Here is a 16,553-nt window from a genome sequence, read left to right on the forward strand (position 1 = left end):
GACTTGCCCATGCCGGTCAGGATCACCCGGCCCTGGCTGGCGCGGATCACCGCGATCGCCTCGGCCAGCCGCCCGCCGCACCCTGACGCTGGAGGTCGAGGGCCTGGCCGCGCTGCAGGCGGCGCTGGATGGCGAGCTCGGCGGCCGGCTGGCCGAGGCGATCGCGGTGATCCGCGCCAGCCAGGGCCGGGTGATCCTGACCGGCATGGGCAAGTCCGGCCATGTCGGGCGCAAGATCGCGGCGACGCTGGCCTCGACCGGCACGCCCTCCTATTTCGTCCATCCCGGCGAGGCCAGCCATGGCGACCTGGGCATGATCCAGGCGGCCGACGTCGTGGTCGCGCTGTCCTGGTCGGGCGAGGCGCCGGAGCTGTCCGACATCGTGGCCTATTGCCGCCGCTTCGGGGTGACGCTGATCGCCATCACCTCGCGCGCCGGCGGCACGCTGGGGATGGCGGCGGATATTCCGCTGATCCTGCCGGCGATGCCGGAGGCCTGCCCGAACGGGCTGGCGCCGACCACCTCGACCACCATGCAGATGGCGCTGGGCGATGCGCTGGCGGTCGCCCTGCTGTCGCTGCGCGGCTTCACCGCGGTCGATTTCCGCAAGTTCCATCCGGGCGGCAAGCTGGGCGCCCAGCTGCGCCGCGCGCGCGAGCTGATGCATGGCGGCACCGGCGTGCCGATGGTGCCGCAAAGCGCCAGCCTGGCCGAGGCCATCGTCGAGATGACCGGCAAGCGCTTCGGCATCACCTCGGTGGTCGATGCCGAGGGCCGGCTGGTCGGCGTGGTCACCGACGGCGACATCCGCCGCGCCTTCGAGCATGGCTTCGTCGACCGGCCGGTGGCCGAGGTGATGAGCCGCCGCCCGCGCACCATCGGCCCCGACCTGCTGGCGCTGGAGGCGCTGGGGCTGATGAACGACCTGCGCATCACCAGCCTCTTCGTGCTGGAGGATGGCCGGCCGGCCGGCATCCTGCACATGCACGACCTGCTGCGCGCCGGCGTGGCGTAGCGCCACCGCCGCCGCTAGGCTGGGCACGGACCGACCCGAAAGCCGCGAGGACGCCACGCCGTCATGACCATCCTGGCCATCACCGTCTGGCACCAGCATCCGGACCGGCTGTTCGAGCAGCTGCAGAACTACAACCAGGCCTTCGACGGCGACGTGATGCACTACGTCAACATCAACGCCGACTTCGCCGACAGCTTCGCCTATGCCACCCGCAAGCGCCGGGTGGATTTTTCCAAGATCGAGAATCTGCGCTTCGTCACGCCGCCGGTGCGCACCGCCTGGGCGGTGATCCTGCATGCCTATCTGCAGGCGGTGCTGCAGGCCATGCAGGACCGCGTCGCCTTCGACTATGTCTATTTCCACACCTCCGCCGACCTGATGATCCGCCGTGGCGCGGCGCAGCATATCCGGCAGTTCGATGCCGGGCTCGGCAAGTCCTGGCGCATCCCCGGCAAGCTGGAGGAAGGCGTGCTCAGCTTCGAGCGCGAGGGCAGCGACCAGCTGGAGGCGATCAAGCAGGACCCGGCGATGCCCGGCTTCATGCAGCAGAACGGCTTCCGCTCGCTGTACAAATGCCGCGCCGAGGGCAGCTTCTTCCGCCGCGCGCTGTTCTTCGAGGCGATCGCGCCGATGCTGTCGCATTGGAGCCTGGCCGATATGACGCGCCTGCCGGTGGTCTATCCGCAGGAGGAATACCTGCTGGCCACCTGCCTGGAACATTACAGCCAGCGCAACAAGATCACCCGCGCCCGCCACCTGATCGCCACCTCGAAGAACGAGAAGCAGCAGGCGACGATCGAGGAGATGGCCGAGGCGCTGCAGGACCCGCAGCTTTTCGGCATCAAGCGCTTCGACCAGAAGGCCGACACGCCCGAGCGCAGCCACGCCCTCGGCCTGGTGGCGGCGGGCTGATGCCGATGGCGGCGGCCGCGTTCCAGCCGGCGCCGCTCGCCGCGCAACGGCTGCGCCGGCTGCTGCTGCTGCTGCCCTCGGCCGCGCATGGCGGGACGGAGCGGCATGCCCTGGCGCTGGCCCGCATGCTCGACGCCGCCGGGGTCGCGGTCACCATCCTGGCCGATCCCGACCGCCACCCGGCGCTGGCCCGCGATGCCGGGCCGCGGCTGGCTGGCTGCCTGCGCGGCGCCCGCATTGCCTGGGACGCCGGCGAATCCCCCGAAGAAAACATCCGCCGCCAGCGCCAGGTGCTGGCGGCGATGCTGCCTGCCATACCAGTCGACGCCGCGCTGCTGCCGCTGCCCTGGCCGAATGCCGGGCTCGGGCTGCAGGCGGTGCTGGCCGAGCGCGGCCTGCCCAGCCTGGTCATCGGCCACCTGGCCCCCGCCGAGACCCCCCCCGGCATCGACGCCGCCGCCCGCGAGGCGGCGCAGCGCCTGCCCGGCCTCTGGGCCGCGGTCTCCGCGCCCATCGCGACCCGGCTGGAAACGGCCTTCGGATTGCCGCCAGGCCGGGTCCAGGTGGTGCCCAACGGCGTCCCCTTGCCTCCCGGCATCGATGCCGGCCGCCGCCGCGCGCTGCGCGCCGAGCTGCGCGCCAGCCTGGACCTGCCGCCCGACGGGCTGGTCGCGCTGTTCCTCGGCCGGCTGGAACCCGTCAAGGGCGCTGAACTACTACCATACCTCGCCCAGGCCTTCCTCCGCCGCGGCGGCGCCGCCCTGGTCGCCGCCGGCACCGGCCCGCTGGAGGCCCGGCTGCAGGCGGCGCTGCCCGGCGGCCGCTCGGCGCTGCGGCTGCTCGGCCACCAGCCCGATCCGGGGCGACTGCTGCTGGCCGCCGATGCGCTGCTGCTGCCCTCCCGCCTCGAGGGCTATCCGCTGGTCTTCCTCGAAGCCGCCGGGCGCCGCTGCCCGGTGGTCGCCAGCCCCGCCGCGCTGGAATGCCTGGGCGACGCCGCCACCGACTTCGCGGCCCTGGCCGAGGCCGAGGATGTCGCGGCCATGGCCGAGGCCCTGGTCACCGCCGCCAGCCAATCCGGCCCGACCCCGGCCCGCCTGGCCGCCGCCGCGGCCCTGGCCCGCCGCCAGGACGAGGCCGCCATGCTCGGCCATTACCGCGACCTGCTGCGCACCCTCCCTGGCATGGCAGTGGCGGCATGAGCGCCGATCCCGAGATCGCTGTCGTCATCCCGGTCTTCCGCCAGCCCGGCCTGCTGGCCGAGGCGCTGGAAGACGTGCTGGCGCAGCAGGATGCCCCGCGCTTCGCCGCCGTGGTGGTCGATGACGGCTGCCCGCTGCCGGAGACGGCGGCGACGGCGCTGACCTATGCCCGCCGCCATCCCGGCCGCGTGCTGCTGCTGCGCCGGCCGAATGGCGGGCTGCCGGCCGCGCGCAACACCGGCATCGAGTTCGCGCTGAACGCCTGGCCCGGCTGCCGCGCGCTGCTGATGCTGGATGCCGACAACCGGCTGCGCCCGCATTTCCTGTCCCGCGCCGCGGCGGCCCTCGACGCGGCGCCGCCGCAGATCGGCTGGGTCTATCCCGACCTCGACAGCTTCGGCCTGCCGCAGAACTACTTCCTCGGCGGCGACTACTCGGCCTTCCTGCATCTGCACGAGAATCTCTGCGATGCCGGCAGCCTGATCGCCCGCCGCGTCTTCGACCGTGGCTTGCGCTTCGATCCGCGCCTACGCGAGGGCTTCGAGGATTGGGATTTCTGGCTGCGCGCCGCCGATGCCGGCTTCCGCGGCCGCCATTTGCCCGAGGCCGGCTTCCTGTACCGGAAGCGCCCCGAAAGCATGCTGACCCATGCCGAGAAGGCGCGCGCCGCCATCCTGGGCGGCATGCGGCTGACCGCCCGCCACACGCTCGCCGCCCGCCGGCTGCAGCGGCTGGAGGCGGAGGAGCTGCCCCGCTTCGCCCTCACCCGCCTCGGCAGCGACCAGGCCCAGCGCCTGACCGACCCGCTGGCCCCGCGCCACCCGCCGGAACCGGCCGAGGCGCTGCGCCGCCGCGCGGTGGAAGCGGCGCTGGCGCCCTCGGCCCAGGCTTTTCCCCCGTTCTGGGCCTTCGCGACCGAGGCCGGCCTCGCCGCGCTTACGCGGGCAAGACTGCTGCACAATGTCTTCTGGCAGGCGCAGCAGATCCTGCAGGCGACGCCGGCGCTCGGCTTCCTGCTGGTCGATTTGGTGCCAGCGCCGCAAGGCCGCCGCGGCTTGCGCCTGCCGCCCGGCGCCGTGCCGCATGCCCCGCGCGCCCAGCTGATCATCGCCCGCAGCGACCGCCTGCTGCGCGCCGCGCGCGAAGAGAACGTCGACTGGGCCGCGCCTTTCGCCGAATCGGCCAAGCCGCCGGCGCCGACGCTGAAGGTCGACCTGCCCTTCGCCGATGCAGCGCTGCAAGAAGACCCCGGCGTCTTCGCGCGGCTGACGGAAGAAGTCGCCGCCCTGCGCGCGACGGCGGCGGCGCGCTCGGCGCTGCTCGGCGAATGGCGCGACGACTGGCGCGCCAGCCGGCTGCGCACCCCCGGCCTGCACCAGGCGCTGAACGGATGCGGCGCCGTGCTGCCCTGGATCCCGGCGCAGCCGGGAAAGCAGATCGGCTTCGTCCTGCCCGTCTTCGCCTTCGGCGGCGTCGAGAAGGTGGTGCTGAACCAGGCCGCCGTGCTGCGCCGCCACGGCTGGACGCCGCATCTGTTTCTCACCGGCACCGACCACGCCGCGATCCCCGCTGAATTCGACGACGTCTTCGCGACGGTGCAGTTCTTCCCGCTGCCCGCCATCGAGCGCGCCGATCCGCGCCAGCGCTATTTCGGCGCGCCGATCGCCGCCGAGCCGACAGCCGCGCGCAACGCCGACATGCTCGGCCTGCTCGCCGCGATGGATGTCGTGGTCAACACCCATGCGCTGGCTGGCCATGGATTGATGGGCCAGTTGCGGCGGCAAGGCGTGCGCACCTATCTCGGCCTGCATCTGAACGAGCGCGGCCCGCATGGCGCCCCCGTCGGCAATCCGCTGACCGCGCTGGCCTACGAGGCCGGCTATGACGGCTTCCTGTCGGTGTCGCGCGCGCTGCGCGACTGGTGCGTGGCGCAGGGCGTGCCGTCCGAAAAAATCCTCGTCCTGCCCAACGCCGCCTCCTATGCCGCCGACCCGGCGCGCGCCGAGGCCGCGCGCGCGGCCCGCCAGGCGCGCGACCCGGACGCGCCGCTGCGCGTGCTGTTCCTTGGCCGGCTGGACTACCAGAAGGGCCCCGACCGCCTGCGCCCGATCATCCTCGGTGTCGCCGACAGGAAGATCGCCTGGCGCGTGGTCGGCCATCCGGTGCTGGATGCCGATCCGCCCGACCTGTCCGGCACCGGCATCGCCATCGAGCCGGCGGCCGAAGGGGCGGCGGCGCTCGACGCGCTCTATGCCTGGGCCGATGTCGTGCTGCTGCCCTCGCGCTTCGAGGGCGCGCCGCTGACCATCCCGGAGGCGCAGCGCTTCGGCTGCATCCTGGTCGCCACCGACACCGGCGCCGTGGCCGAGGCGGTGGAGGACGGCATCGACGGCCTGCTGGTGCCGGCCGACGAGGATTCTGTCGTCGCCGGCTGCATCGATCGTCTGCGGGCCCTGGCGGCCGATCCTGAATTGTGCCGGGCGCTGGCCGCCCGGGCCGCCTCGCGCGGCGCGGCGACGGCGTGGGAGAAGAGCATGGCTGGCTGGATCCGACTTCTCGACGCAGGGCGCGCGGCATGATTTCTTTTCATGCGGCCCCGGCGGACCTGGCGGCGCTGGCGGGCGGCGGTCCGGCCCTCGTCCTGCCTGCCGGTCTGCCGCAGGCCGAGATCCTCGCCGGCACCGGCCTGGTGCTGTGGTGGGCCGCGCTGCTGCCCGGCAGCGCCGTCTGGCTGAGGCGCGACGCGGCGCCGTCGACGCCGCCCGACAACCTGCTGCCGCTCGACCTGCCGCCGGCCGGCCTGCTGGCGGTCATCGCCCGCGACGCCGACCGCCTGGCCGCCTGGGCCGGCTGGTGGCAGGCGCTGGGCCAGGAACCGCCCCGGCTGATCGCCGCCGCCTCCGCCATCGAGGCCTGGCCAGCCCTGGCCGAGGCGCTGGTCGCTGAACTGGCGGCGGCCACCGACCGTGCCGGCCTGCTGCAGCAGGCCCAGGTCGCGCTGCGCCAGGACCATGAGGAAACCCGCGCGGCGCTGGGCGCGCTGGCCCGGCAATTGGCGCATCGCCCGCCCGCGGCGCCGCGGCTGGCGCTGTCCACCGAGCCCGGCGCCGAGGCGCTGGCGGCCCGCGACGGCGCGCTGCGGCTGCGCCAGCCGCTCGGGCTGCGGCTGGATGCGCTGACCCGCATCGGCCTGCATCTTGCCAGCGTGGGACAGGGTTTTCTGCGAATCCGCCTGATTGGCGCCGAGAGCGACCGGGTGCAGGGATCCTGGCTGGTGCCGCTCGACGGGCTGGCGCCGGGCTGGCTGCTGCTCGACCTGCCGGCGCCGCTGCCGGCCCTGGCGGAGACGGCGATGCTGTCGCTGCAGGCCGAGGGCGCCGACCGGCTGGCGCTGTCGCTCGATGCCGGCTGGACCCGCCCCGCTGGCGCCGTCCGCGCCGAGGACGCGCCCGCTCCGGCCGACCGCGCCCTGGCGCTGCGCGCCTGGACCGCCGAGCCCGGCAGCCGCTTCACGGCGCCCGCGCATTGGCGCTGGGACGAGCCCGGCCTGGCCCTGCCCGAGCCCGGCCTGCCCTATGCCCTGGCCGAGGCCGGCTGGCCGCTGGCGCGCGCGCTGTCCGGCTCGGTCAGCCTGCTGGGCCTGGGCGACGAGGCGCCGCGCGCCCTGCTGCGCACCCCCACCACCGGCCCGGGCCAGGCGGTGCTGCACCTGCCGCATCTGCACAATGCCGGGCTGGCGGTGCTGCGCCTGACCGCCGCGCTGCGCCAGGGCGCTGCCGCCGATCTGGCCCTGGCCGCCTGGATACTACCATCCCACCAGGGCATCGCGACGCCCGCCGACCTGGCGCCGCGCGACGCCGCCGGCCGCTTCTCCGGCTGGCGCGGCTTCGCCGGCGACGGCTCGCTGCAGCTGGCGCTGACCCTGCCGCTGGCGCTCGGGCTGAACAGTCAGCTGGTCGTGGCCCTGGCCACGCGCGAGGGCGGCGCGGCCCCGGCCGGCTGCGCCGTCGAGCTGACCGCGCTGGAATTTATCGCTGATGGGGACAGCGACCAGCTGGCGCTGCGCATCGCCGCCAGCCCCGCGCGCGGCCTGCCGCCGCCACCCCCGCCCCCGGTCGCGCCGGTGGTCGAGGAAACGCCGGAACCCACCACCAGCCTGCCCGCCATCGCCAGCCTGGAGGCGGTGATGCTGAACCAATACTACCCGCCGCGCGGCCAGAGCGATTACCGCCACCTGGACCTGACGGTGATGAGCCTAGCCATCGGCGCGCAGCGCTGGCCAGGGGTGCGGCTGAAGCTGTCGATCTCGGGCGGCCGGCCGCAGCTGGAATTCCGCCAGGCCGCTGGCCACCCCGAGGTCTTCGCCCAGTGGCTGCCGACCGGCGAGGACAAGTTCGGCGCCTTCATCCGCCTCGGCCTGGCCGAGCTGCCGGGCTATCTGGCCCGGCCCGAGACCCTGCCGCGCGACCGCCTGCTGCTGCGCACGCTGCTGCAGCTGATGCCCGGCGCCACGGCCAAGGCGGTCAGCGCCGCCGGCCTGCCGCCCGAGGAGATGCTGGGCTGGCTCGAGGCCGCCCGCGCCTTGGCCGGCCTGGCCGAAGCGGGCGCCAGCCGCGACGACGCCGCGACGCGGCTGGGCGGCGTGCCGGCGGCGCAGCACCCGGCGGTGATCGAGAACCGTCCGCCCGTCACGCCCCCGGTTGTTCCGCCTGCCGCAGCGCCCGCTGCGCCGCCGCCGGCACCTGTGGCCGCACCGCCGCCCGAGCCGCTACCCGCGGCGACCGGCGGGCTGCAGCCGGCCGCCGATCGCGACGCCCTGCCCGGCGCCCCGCCGACGGTGGAGAAGCTGCTGCTGAACCAGCATTTCGCCGGCACCGGCGACTACCGGCACCTCGATGTCACCCTGCTGGAGCTGGCCGCCGGCGGCGCGCGCTGGCCGCTGGTCCGGCTGAAGCTCGGCCGCACCAGCCGCGGTGAAAGCCTGGAATTCCGCCAGAGCCAGGGCTGGCCACACGCCTTCGCCCGGTGGAAATCGACCGGCGAGGACAAGTTCGGTCCCTTCGCCCGGCTCGCCGCCGCCAATCTGGCCGACTACCATTCCAGTTTGGACGACCCCGCCGACCGCGCCCTGCTGACCGCGCTGCTGGCCGCCCTGCCGGCGATGATGGTCGAGGCCGGCCATGCCGCCGGCTTCGATGCCGCCACCATCGCCGACTGGCAGGAGGCCGCCCGCCGCCTGACCGCGCTGCTGCCGGGCTAAGGCCGCTCGGATTGCCGGGAAACGGGGCTGTGGTAACCTCGGGCCCGGCCAGATCTTCCAGCACGGAGCGCCGCCTTGTCCGCTGATACCCCTGCCCTGCCCGCGGCGCTCGACCTGGCCGCGCTGCGCCGTGCCGACGCCCTGGTGGCCGAGACCGGGCTGCGGCTGCGCGCCGAGCCGATCCTGGCGCGCCTCGCCCCCACGCTCGACAGCCTCGACCCCGCGCTGCAGGCGCTGGGCCGGCACCTGGCGGAGGAGATCGCCCGCATCGGCCTGGCGCAGGAGACCCTGCGGCAGGAGGTCGCCGCCACCCGCCGCAGCCGCGAGGACTGGGTCAAGCTCGACCCGCTGAGCTATATCCCGGGCTCGCGCCGCGCCGAGGCGCCGCCGCTGCCCGACAGCGTGGTGATGACGCCCCGCGCCGAGAACTTTGCAGGCGCCGGCTGGCACGGGCCGGAATCCGACGGCCAGCGCGAATGGCGCTGGAGCGGCCATAGCGGCGATTGCGCGACGCTGCTGCTGCCGGGCCTCGGCGCCGGCCGGCTGCGGCTGACGCTGCACATGATCATGCCCTTCGGCGCCCGCTGGAACACCGAGCGCTCGACCCTGGTGATCAATGCGACGCCGGTCGCGCTGAAGCCGATCTCGCCCCCGGACAGCGGCCAGCCGGTGCTGCAGGCGGAATTCGACCTGGTCGAGGATGCTGCCCTCGGCCCGATCTCGCTGGTGCTGGTGATGCCGCGCTACACCGCGCCGACCGGCGGCGACACCCGCGCCCTCGGTCCGGGCTTCATGCGCGTCGAGATCGCCCGCGCAGACTAGGGATGGATCTTGCCTGACTGGTAGAGCTGCACCGGGAAATCGGTGCTGAGCTCGTTGTAGCCCCAGAAGTTGCGCAGCGAGATGCGCAGGCTGTTGGGCGGCAGCGGGAAGCGCCAGCCATCCTTCGCCGTCACCGCGATCTTCGGCGCCAGCACGTCGCGCCAGAAATCCGCGTCGTTGACCCGCTCGACCAGGCTGAGGTGCTGGCGCTGCGCTGCCTGCTGCCGGCTGCCCGCCAGGTCGAAGGGCGACTGGTGCAGAAAGGTCGCGCGCTTGCCGAAATAGGGCGCCTCGGCGATCAGGCTGGAGCTGACGCCGACCACCTCCTGCAGATCCTCATGCGCCAGCAGCGCATAGGCATTGGCCTTGACCATCTGCACCCGGCGGAACGGCACGCCGGCGGTGAACAGCCCGAAATCGCCGGGGTTGTAGGGATGCGGCTTGAAGGCCAGCCGGCCTTCGCGCAGCAGCAGCTTCTCGACCTCGACAGCGAAGTCGGTGAAATCGAGCAGCGCGCCGTGCCGCACCAGCGAGCGGTCGACCCGCGTCTGCCCCACCAGCAGCACCGGCGATTCCAGCACCAGCTCCGGCGCGAACTTGATGGCGGTCGCCGCCAGCAGGTCGGCCCAGCCATAGAAGCTGTCGGGGTCGCTGTGGTGCTGCAGCAGTGCGGCAAAGATCTCGGGATCGTTGGTCTGGGCTGCGAAGAAGACATCCGGCAGAAAACGGATCGGGTGGATGTTCAGGTCGACAAAGGGAATGCCGAGGCAGGTGAAGGCCTGCTTGCACCATTCCGCCAGCTCGAAGCCCACCACCAGGCTGCGGCCGAAGCGCGCCTCCAGCGCATCCAGCACGGCGGCCGGCGCGCGGTCGGTGGTGTAGAAGGAGGCCCAGCCCAGCGCCGAAGGCTCCGCCTCGAAGGCCTCGAAGAAGGGCTCGGGCTTCACCCCCTCGCCCCAATGCAGGCATTGCACCGGCAGCCCGCTGGCGCGCGCCAGATGGCCACGCAGCAGCCGGTGGAACCAGCGGATATTCTCGTTCTGCGACGGCCGGAACTGGCGATCGACCGGGCGCAGGAAGTCGCCCGTCACGATGATGTGTTCGACCACGCGCATCGTCAGCGATCCTGCCGCAGGAAGGTGAGAAACCGCCGCGCCGCGGCCTGGATCGCCGGCACGCCATGCGTCGCCTCGACATGCGCGCGCGCGGCCCGCCCCATCGTCTCCAGCAGCGCGGCATCGCCCAGCAGCCGGCGCGCCGTCGCCTGCATCTCGTCGGGCGTCACCAGGAAGCCCTGCACCCCATGCGTCAGCCCGCCGCGCACCGTGTCGCGATAGGCCACGACCGGAAGTCCGCAGGCCATGCCTTCGACCATGGCGCGCGGCAGCCCGTCCATGGTGGAGGTATGCACCATGATCCGGCTGCGGTGCAGCAGCGGGAACAGCGCGGCATGGTCCAGCCGCCCCGGGCAATGCACCTTGCCCGAGGCGATGGCGTCACCGAAGACCGCCTTGTCCGGCCGCCCGCCGCCTGCCAGCAACAGGGAGAAATCGCCGGCCAGCGGCAGCAGCGCCTGCTGGTTCTTCCGCTTCTCGTAGAAATTGCCGACATTGGCGATGTCGTAGTCGATCACCGGCGGCCGCGGCGGCCGCGACAGCTCCAGGTCGATGTATTTCGGCAGCACGAAGCCGCGCCCATCGCCGAGGAAGCCGGCGAAGTGGGTCGACAGCTGCTCGTCATATTCGCCGAAGACGAAGCGCGCGCCGGGCAGCACCTTGTCGGTCACCGCGCCGCCGACGATGAAGCCATAACGCTGCGCCGGCATGCGCTCGGCGACGAAGGCGTTGATGGCGTAGTTCAGCCCCTTGAAGATCACGATATCCGCGGCGTAGTCGCGCAGCGCCTCGACCAGCGCGGTGGAGACCTTGCGGTGCGGCACCGCTTCCGCCGGCAGGTCCTCCGGCAGGAAGGTCGCCGTCACCGCGCCATCGAGATACTCCTCCTCCTCGATATCGGCGCCGGGATGGATGCGGAAGGCCGCGACCTCGGCGCCCTGCTCACGCAGCGTGCGCAGGAAATGCAGCTCGCGCGTCGCGCCGCCCATGGCACGGTCGGCATGGCTCATGATCAGGGCGATACGCATGGGCGGCGGGCAGCCTCGGGCTCGGGGAAAGGGCCGCCAGTATGGCCCGCCAGGGCGCCGGCATCCACCCCCCGGCTGGGACAGCGGCGGCGGGTCTGCTAGCATGGAGCCGCCTGTGCCCCAAGGGTCCCTCGATGCGCTGCCTGGTCATCTCGCCCACCCCGAGCCACCCCGCCAATGCCGGCAACCGCCAGCGCATCCAGGCGCTGCTGCAGCGGCTGAAGGGCCTGGGGCACGAGGTGCATTTCTGCTTCGTCGCGCGCGAGGCGGTGGGCGAGCCGGACCTGGCCGCCATGCGCGCCGCCTGGGACCGGCTGACCGTGCTGCCCTACAACCGCGCCCAGGAACGCCGCAGCAAGGGCAATGTCTTCGGCATCGACGACTGGTTCCCGCCCGGGCTGGAGGCTGCCATCGCCGGCCTCGCCCAGGAGGAGATCTACCACCTGGTCCTCGTCGAATATGTTTTCCTCAGCCGGGCGCTGGAGCTTTTCCCCGCCGGCACGCTGAAGGTCATCGACACCCACGACGTCTTCGCCCATCGCGACCGCCGGCTGCGCGCCATCGGCCTGGAGCCGTCCTTCTTCTACACGACGCCCGAGGAGGAAGGCCGCGGCCTCGACCGCGCCGACCTGGTGCTGGCCATCCAGGATGCCGAGCGGGAGGAGCTGGAGGAGCGCACCCGCGCCCTGGTCGTCACCCTGGGCCATGTGCCGCAGGTCACCCCCCTGCCCGCCCGCGGCACCGACACGCCGCCGGTGATCGGCTATGTCGGCAGCGCCAATCCGATCAACCAGGCGGCGCTGACCGCGCTGCTGGCGGCGACCGACCTGCCGGCGCTGGCCGCCGCCGGCGTCGACTGGCGCATCGCCGGCGGTGCGGCGCGCGCCGTGCCCGCCGGCACGCCGCCGCTGACCGCGCTGGGCGAGGTGGACGACCTCGAAAGCTTCTATGCCGGCATCGATCTCGCCGTGAACCCGCACCAGGGCGGCACCGGGCTGAAGATCAAGACGGTCGAGGCCCTGGCGCATGGCCGCGCGGTGATCGGCACCGCCGACGCCTTTTTGGGGCTCGACCCCGAGGCGCCGTTCCACAGCAGCGGCAGCGCCGCGGCCCTCGCCCCGCTGCTGCAGCGTCACGCGACGGATGCCGCCTATCGCGCCGAGGTCGCCGCCGCCAGCCAGGCGCTCTTCGCCCGCTATGCCGGCGAGGTGGCGCGCCAGGCCGCGCTGCTGCGCGACCGCCACACGCTGGACCATGCGCTGCGCCGCCCGCGCGCGCTGCTGGTCACCGATATTCCCTTCTGGGAGGAAAGCCTCGGCAACCACGCCCGCATCGCCGAGATGCTGCGCGTCGGCCGGCCGATCTTCGACACCGATCTTTTCTCGCTGCGCCGCATGGATGCCGAGGACCGCGCCGCCGCCCAGCGCCTGCTCGGCGGCCGCGGCCGGATCTTCTCCCTCGACGACCACCCGGAGGCCGTGGCCAGCGCCGTCCCCGCCTGGATCGAGACGAAATCGCTGCTGGAGCCCTTCGAGCGCAAGCAGTTCTCCCGCCAGCTTTTCGCCGCGCTGGAAGCGCATCTGGAGGAGAACAGCTACGCCATCGGCATCGTCGAATATATCCGCCTGAGCTACCTGCGCCATGCGCGCGGCTTCCCGGCCACCAAGGTGCTCGACACGCATGACGTGATGTCGCTGCGGGCACAGAACTTCGCGCATTTCGGGCTGGAGCACCATATCCGCATCGATGTGCCGGAGGAGCTGAAGATCCTCGACGGCTTCGACCTGCTGCTCGCCATCCAGGCCAGCGAGCACCGCTTCCTGGAACGCAGCCTGCCCGGCAAGTCGCTCTACCTGCCGCACAGCATGCCGCCCGGGCCGCGCATCGACGCGTCGCGAACAGCGCGCCGCGTCGCCTTCGTCGGCGGCGACAGCCCGATGAATCGCGACGGGCTGCGCTGGTTCGTCGACCAGGTCTGGCCCTGCTTCGAGACGCGCGGCGATGTCGCGCTGCATGTCGCCGGCGGCGTCTGCGACAGCCTGCGGGACCTCGCCACGGCCCCGCGCAACATCGTGCTGCACGGGCCGGTCGCCGACCTGGCCGGCTTCCTCGACCAGGCCGATATCGGCATCAACCCGGTCTATTACGGCGGCGGGCTGAAGATCAAGACGGTGGAATACCTCGCCCGCGGCATCCCCTCGGTGCTGACCGAGGAAGCCGTCTTCGGCATCGAGGGCGGCGCCGGCACCGCCTATCGCCTGGCGCGCAGCCGCTCGGAATTCGTCGGCCACCTGCTGGCGCTGATCGAGGACCCGGATGCCCGCGCCCGCTGCGCCGAGGCCGCCTTCGGCTTCGGCCGCCGGCAATTCGGCCGCGCCGTGTCGCGCCGCGCGTTGCAGGCGATCGCCGATCTCGGCCGGGCGGCCAGCGCCCTGCCGCGCCGCGCGGCCTGACGCGGCCGCGGCCGTGATCTATTTCTCGGAGCGGCTGCAGCTGTCGGTCGACGGCTTCGCCCGGCTGGCGCCGCGCCGTTTTCTTCTCTGCGGCTGGATGCTGACGCCGCGCGGCGCGCCGCCGCAGCTGCGGGTGCTGGCCGGCGACCAGCCGCTGACGCCGACGCGCCAGCTCGCCGTGCCGCGCCCCGACATCACCCTGCTGCAGCCCGAGGCCACCCAGGTCCAAGGGTTCTTCCTGCTGCTCGACCATGTCCCAGAGGGCGCGGCGCTGGTGCTGACCGTCGCAGGCGGCGGGCTGTCGGCCCGCGTCAACCTGCTGGATGCCGGCATCAACCGCGACCTGTCGAAGGCCTTCCGCGACCAGCCGGCCGGCTTCTGCTTCGAGCTGCTGAAAGCCGCCCGCGACGATCCGGCGCGATGGCCGCTGCTGACCCATGGCTATCGCGACCATGGCGCCTTCGCCGGCTGGCTCGACGCCCTGCCCGACCCGCAGCCGGACGGCCTGCTGCTGCACGCCGGGACGGCTGCGACCAGCGGCGGCGAGGTGATGCTCGGCCTGCGCTTCGCCGGCCGCCCGCGGCAGGGGCTGGCGCTCGAGGCGGTGGCCCTGGCCCGCCTCGCCGCCCCCGATGGCGGCGACGAGATCGTCTTCGTCCCGCTCGAGGACAGCGTCCTTCCCCAGCTCGCCGCGACCGCCTGCCTCTATGCCCGCCTCCCCGCGGACCTCCTGCCGCGGCTGCTGGCGCTGGAGCTGGTCGTGGAAATCCGCTTCGACGACGAGAAAAGATGGCTGCGCTGCCGCCCGTCCTTCACGCCGCTGCCCGCCTTTCTCGATGCCATCGCTGCCCTGCCCGAGACCGACAGCGACCACGCCACGCACTGGCTGCAGCCGCTGCTGGCACGCCGCGCGGCGGCGCTGAAGCCGCGCCTCGACGCCCTGGCCCGACAGGTCTCCACCCCCGCCACAGGCCCGCTGCTGGCCATCCTGACCGGCTGCGACGAGCCGGCGGTCGTGCCGCTGCTCGAGGTGCTGGCCGCGCGCCTGGAGCAAAGCTGCGACCGCCTGATCCTGGTCGGCACCCAGTCCGAGGCGGCTGCCCAGGTGTTTTCCCGCCGCGGCCGCCTGCCGACCCGCGCGACACGGCTGGCCGGCCCGGCGCTGGCCGAGGCCATCGCCCTCGGCGCGCCGGTGGTGCCGCTCGATCCGCAGCGTCTCGGCCAGGCGGTGATCGACGGCGCGCTGGACATGCTCTTCGCCATGCGGCTGCAGCCCGCCGAGCTCGCGCTGCTGCAGGCGCTGCATGACGCCGCCGGCTGCCAGGTGGATCTGGCCGACAGCCTGGCGCGGCTGCTGCGCTGGCGCCGCGACCCGGCCTCGCTGTGGCAGCCGCCGGCCCAGCCCTGGTGCCGGCCGCTGGCGGGGCAGCTGATCAACGCGCATCTCGAAGGCCTCTGGTCGCTGCCCGCGCCGGAAAGCGCCGAGGCATGAGCGCGATCTGCGTCATCGCCCATTCCCACCCCGACGTCTCCAAGGGCGGCGGCGAGGTGGCCGCCTATCGCCAGGTGCAGACGCTGCGCAGCGCCGGGCAGCGCGCCATCCTGGTCGCGGCCTCGGCGGTCAATACCGGCTATGCCGCGCGCCAGCCGATCGACCGCGTCACCCCCTATGCCGACGACGAGTTCCTGTATGATTTCGGCGGCATGGAGCCGGACCGGCTGTGGTGGTCGGACCCGTTCAAGCGCGACGCGCTGGTGCGCTTCCTCGCGGCGCTGCCTGTCACCGCCTATCATTTCCACCACTACTGGCGCGTCGGCATCGACCTGATCGCGGCGCTGATGGAGGCGCGGCCGGATGCGCGCTTCGCCATCACCCTGCACGAGATGCTGGCCATCTGCGTCAACCACGGCCAGATGATCCGCACCCAGGGGCGCGAGCTCTGCGACCGGGAATCGCCGCTGCGCTGCCTCGGCTGCTTTCCCGAGAAAACCATCCCCGGGCTGGTGCTGCGCAAGGCGGCGCTGCTGGCGGTGCTGCGCCGCTTCCACCACCGCTTCTACCCCTCGGCCTTCATCCGCGGCCGCTACGAGGCATGGGGCCTGGCCGGCACCGCGGGCTCGGTGCTGGAGAACTATCTGGGCGACGCGCTGCTGGCCGCGCCGCGCCGCCCGCCGCCGGCGCCCGGCATGGCGCAGCGCTTCGGCTTCTTCGGCCAGCCGACGCCGTTCAAGGGCCTCGACATCCTGGTGCGCGGCTTCAGCCTGGCGCTGAAGGAAATCCCCACGGCGACGCTGACCGTCTTCGGCGCCGAGCGCGCCGACATGCTGCGCGACTTCCCCGATTTCCGCACCCTGCTGGACGAGACGGGAAAGAGCATCAGCTTCGCCGGACGCTACGATCCCTCCGAGGTGGTGGCGCTGATGGGCAGCGTGGGCTGGGTCGTCATCCCCTCGATCTGGTGGGAGAATTCGCCCGTCGTCATCCAGGAGGCGCGGCGCACAGGCACGCCGCTGATCGCCTCCGATATCGGCGGCATGGCGGAGAAGGTGCTGGACGGCGTCGACGGGCTGCATTTCCGCCGCGCCTCGGCCACCGACCTGGCCCGCGTGCTGGCCGAGGCCGCGCGCCCCGAGACCCATGCGCGCCTCTCGGGCAGCGTGCGCGACGTCATCGACCGGCACGACTTCCTGCACGCGCTCGACGCGGTCTTCGGCGCCGGGCACCCCATCGCCAGCTAGAGAACAA

Annotated in this window: 11 protein-coding genes; 9 read left to right on the forward strand and 2 right to left on the reverse strand. The window is 73.0% G+C overall.

The annotated features are described in order from the left end of the window. Window positions 1–82 precede the first annotated feature (82 nt). The 6 genes from GVN67_RS16005 to GVN67_RS16030 all read left to right on the forward strand — a co-directional run bounded on the left by GVN67_RS16005 (window position 83) and on the right by GVN67_RS16030 (window position 9,211). Window positions 83–1,015, forward strand: a complete 933-nt coding sequence (locus tag GVN67_RS16005; protein WP_159997756.1) for a KpsF/GutQ family sugar-phosphate isomerase — start codon at window positions 83–85, stop codon at window positions 1,013–1,015. Between the two features lie 63 nt (window positions 1,016–1,078). After that, entirely contained in the window at window positions 1,079–1,927 is an 849-nt protein-coding gene (locus tag GVN67_RS16010) for a hypothetical protein (RefSeq protein ID WP_159997716.1), read from the forward strand. 5 nt (window positions 1,928–1,932) lie between these two features. Then, the gene (locus tag GVN67_RS16015) at window positions 1,933–3,129 is read left to right on the forward strand and encodes a glycosyltransferase family 4 protein (RefSeq protein WP_159997718.1); all 1,197 of its coding nucleotides are present in this window, start codon (window positions 1,933–1,935) and stop codon (window positions 3,127–3,129) included. Continuing rightward, window positions 3,126–5,708 carry a glycosyltransferase gene (locus tag GVN67_RS16020; RefSeq protein WP_159997720.1) on the forward strand — a complete coding sequence of 861 codons (2,583 nt, stop codon included), beginning with the start codon at window positions 3,126–3,128 and terminating at the stop codon, window positions 5,706–5,708. The genes GVN67_RS16015 and GVN67_RS16020 overlap by 4 nt, the downstream gene beginning before the upstream one ends. Continuing rightward, on the forward strand, window positions 5,705–8,389 hold the full coding sequence (locus GVN67_RS16025) for a DUF6212 domain-containing protein (RefSeq protein ID WP_159997722.1): 2,685 nt from the start codon (window positions 5,705–5,707) through the stop codon (window positions 8,387–8,389). The genes GVN67_RS16020 and GVN67_RS16025 overlap by 4 nt, the downstream gene beginning before the upstream one ends. A 75-nt stretch (window positions 8,390–8,464) precedes the next feature. After that, window positions 8,465–9,211 (forward strand): hypothetical protein, encoded by a 747-nt coding sequence (locus GVN67_RS16030; RefSeq protein WP_159997724.1) that lies wholly within the window; start codon window positions 8,465–8,467, stop codon window positions 9,209–9,211. Here GVN67_RS16030 and GVN67_RS16035 read toward each other — a convergent pair. Both GVN67_RS16035 and GVN67_RS16040 read right to left on the reverse strand, forming a co-directional pair. Next, complete coding sequence (locus tag GVN67_RS16035) at window positions 9,208–10,326, reverse strand: hypothetical protein (RefSeq protein ID WP_159997726.1); 1,119 nt, start codon at window positions 10,324–10,326, stop codon at window positions 9,208–9,210. The genes GVN67_RS16030 and GVN67_RS16035 overlap by 4 nt on opposite strands. 2 nt (window positions 10,327–10,328) lie before the next feature. Then, complete coding sequence (locus tag GVN67_RS16040) at window positions 10,329–11,354, reverse strand: glycosyltransferase family 4 protein (protein ID WP_159997728.1); 1,026 nt, start codon at window positions 11,352–11,354, stop codon at window positions 10,329–10,331. Window positions 11,355–11,488: 134 nt separating this feature from the next. Here GVN67_RS16040 and GVN67_RS16045 point away from each other — a divergent pair, with 134 nt between their 5' ends. From GVN67_RS16045 to GVN67_RS16055, 3 genes are read left to right on the forward strand one after another with little or no spacing between them, the layout of a single operon-like run. Then, entirely contained in the window at window positions 11,489–13,807 is a 2,319-nt protein-coding gene (locus GVN67_RS16045; protein WP_159997730.1) for a glycosyltransferase family 4 protein, read from the forward strand. Window positions 13,808–13,820: 13 nt separating this feature from the next. Next, window positions 13,821–15,299 carry a hypothetical protein gene (locus tag GVN67_RS16050; protein ID WP_159997732.1) on the forward strand — a complete coding sequence of 493 codons (1,479 nt, stop codon included), beginning with the start codon at window positions 13,821–13,823 and terminating at the stop codon, window positions 15,297–15,299. Beyond that, window positions 15,296–16,546: a glycosyltransferase gene (locus GVN67_RS16055; protein WP_159997734.1), complete on the forward strand. Its 1,251-nt coding sequence runs from the start codon at window positions 15,296–15,298 to the stop codon at window positions 16,544–16,546. The genes GVN67_RS16050 and GVN67_RS16055 overlap by 4 nt, the downstream gene beginning before the upstream one ends. The last annotated feature ends 7 nt before the right edge of the window (window positions 16,547–16,553 follow it).

It is taken from the genome of Roseomonas sp. 18066, from assembly GCF_902706185.1.
Classification (GTDB): Bacteria; Pseudomonadota; Alphaproteobacteria; order Acetobacterales; family Acetobacteraceae; genus Pseudoroseomonas.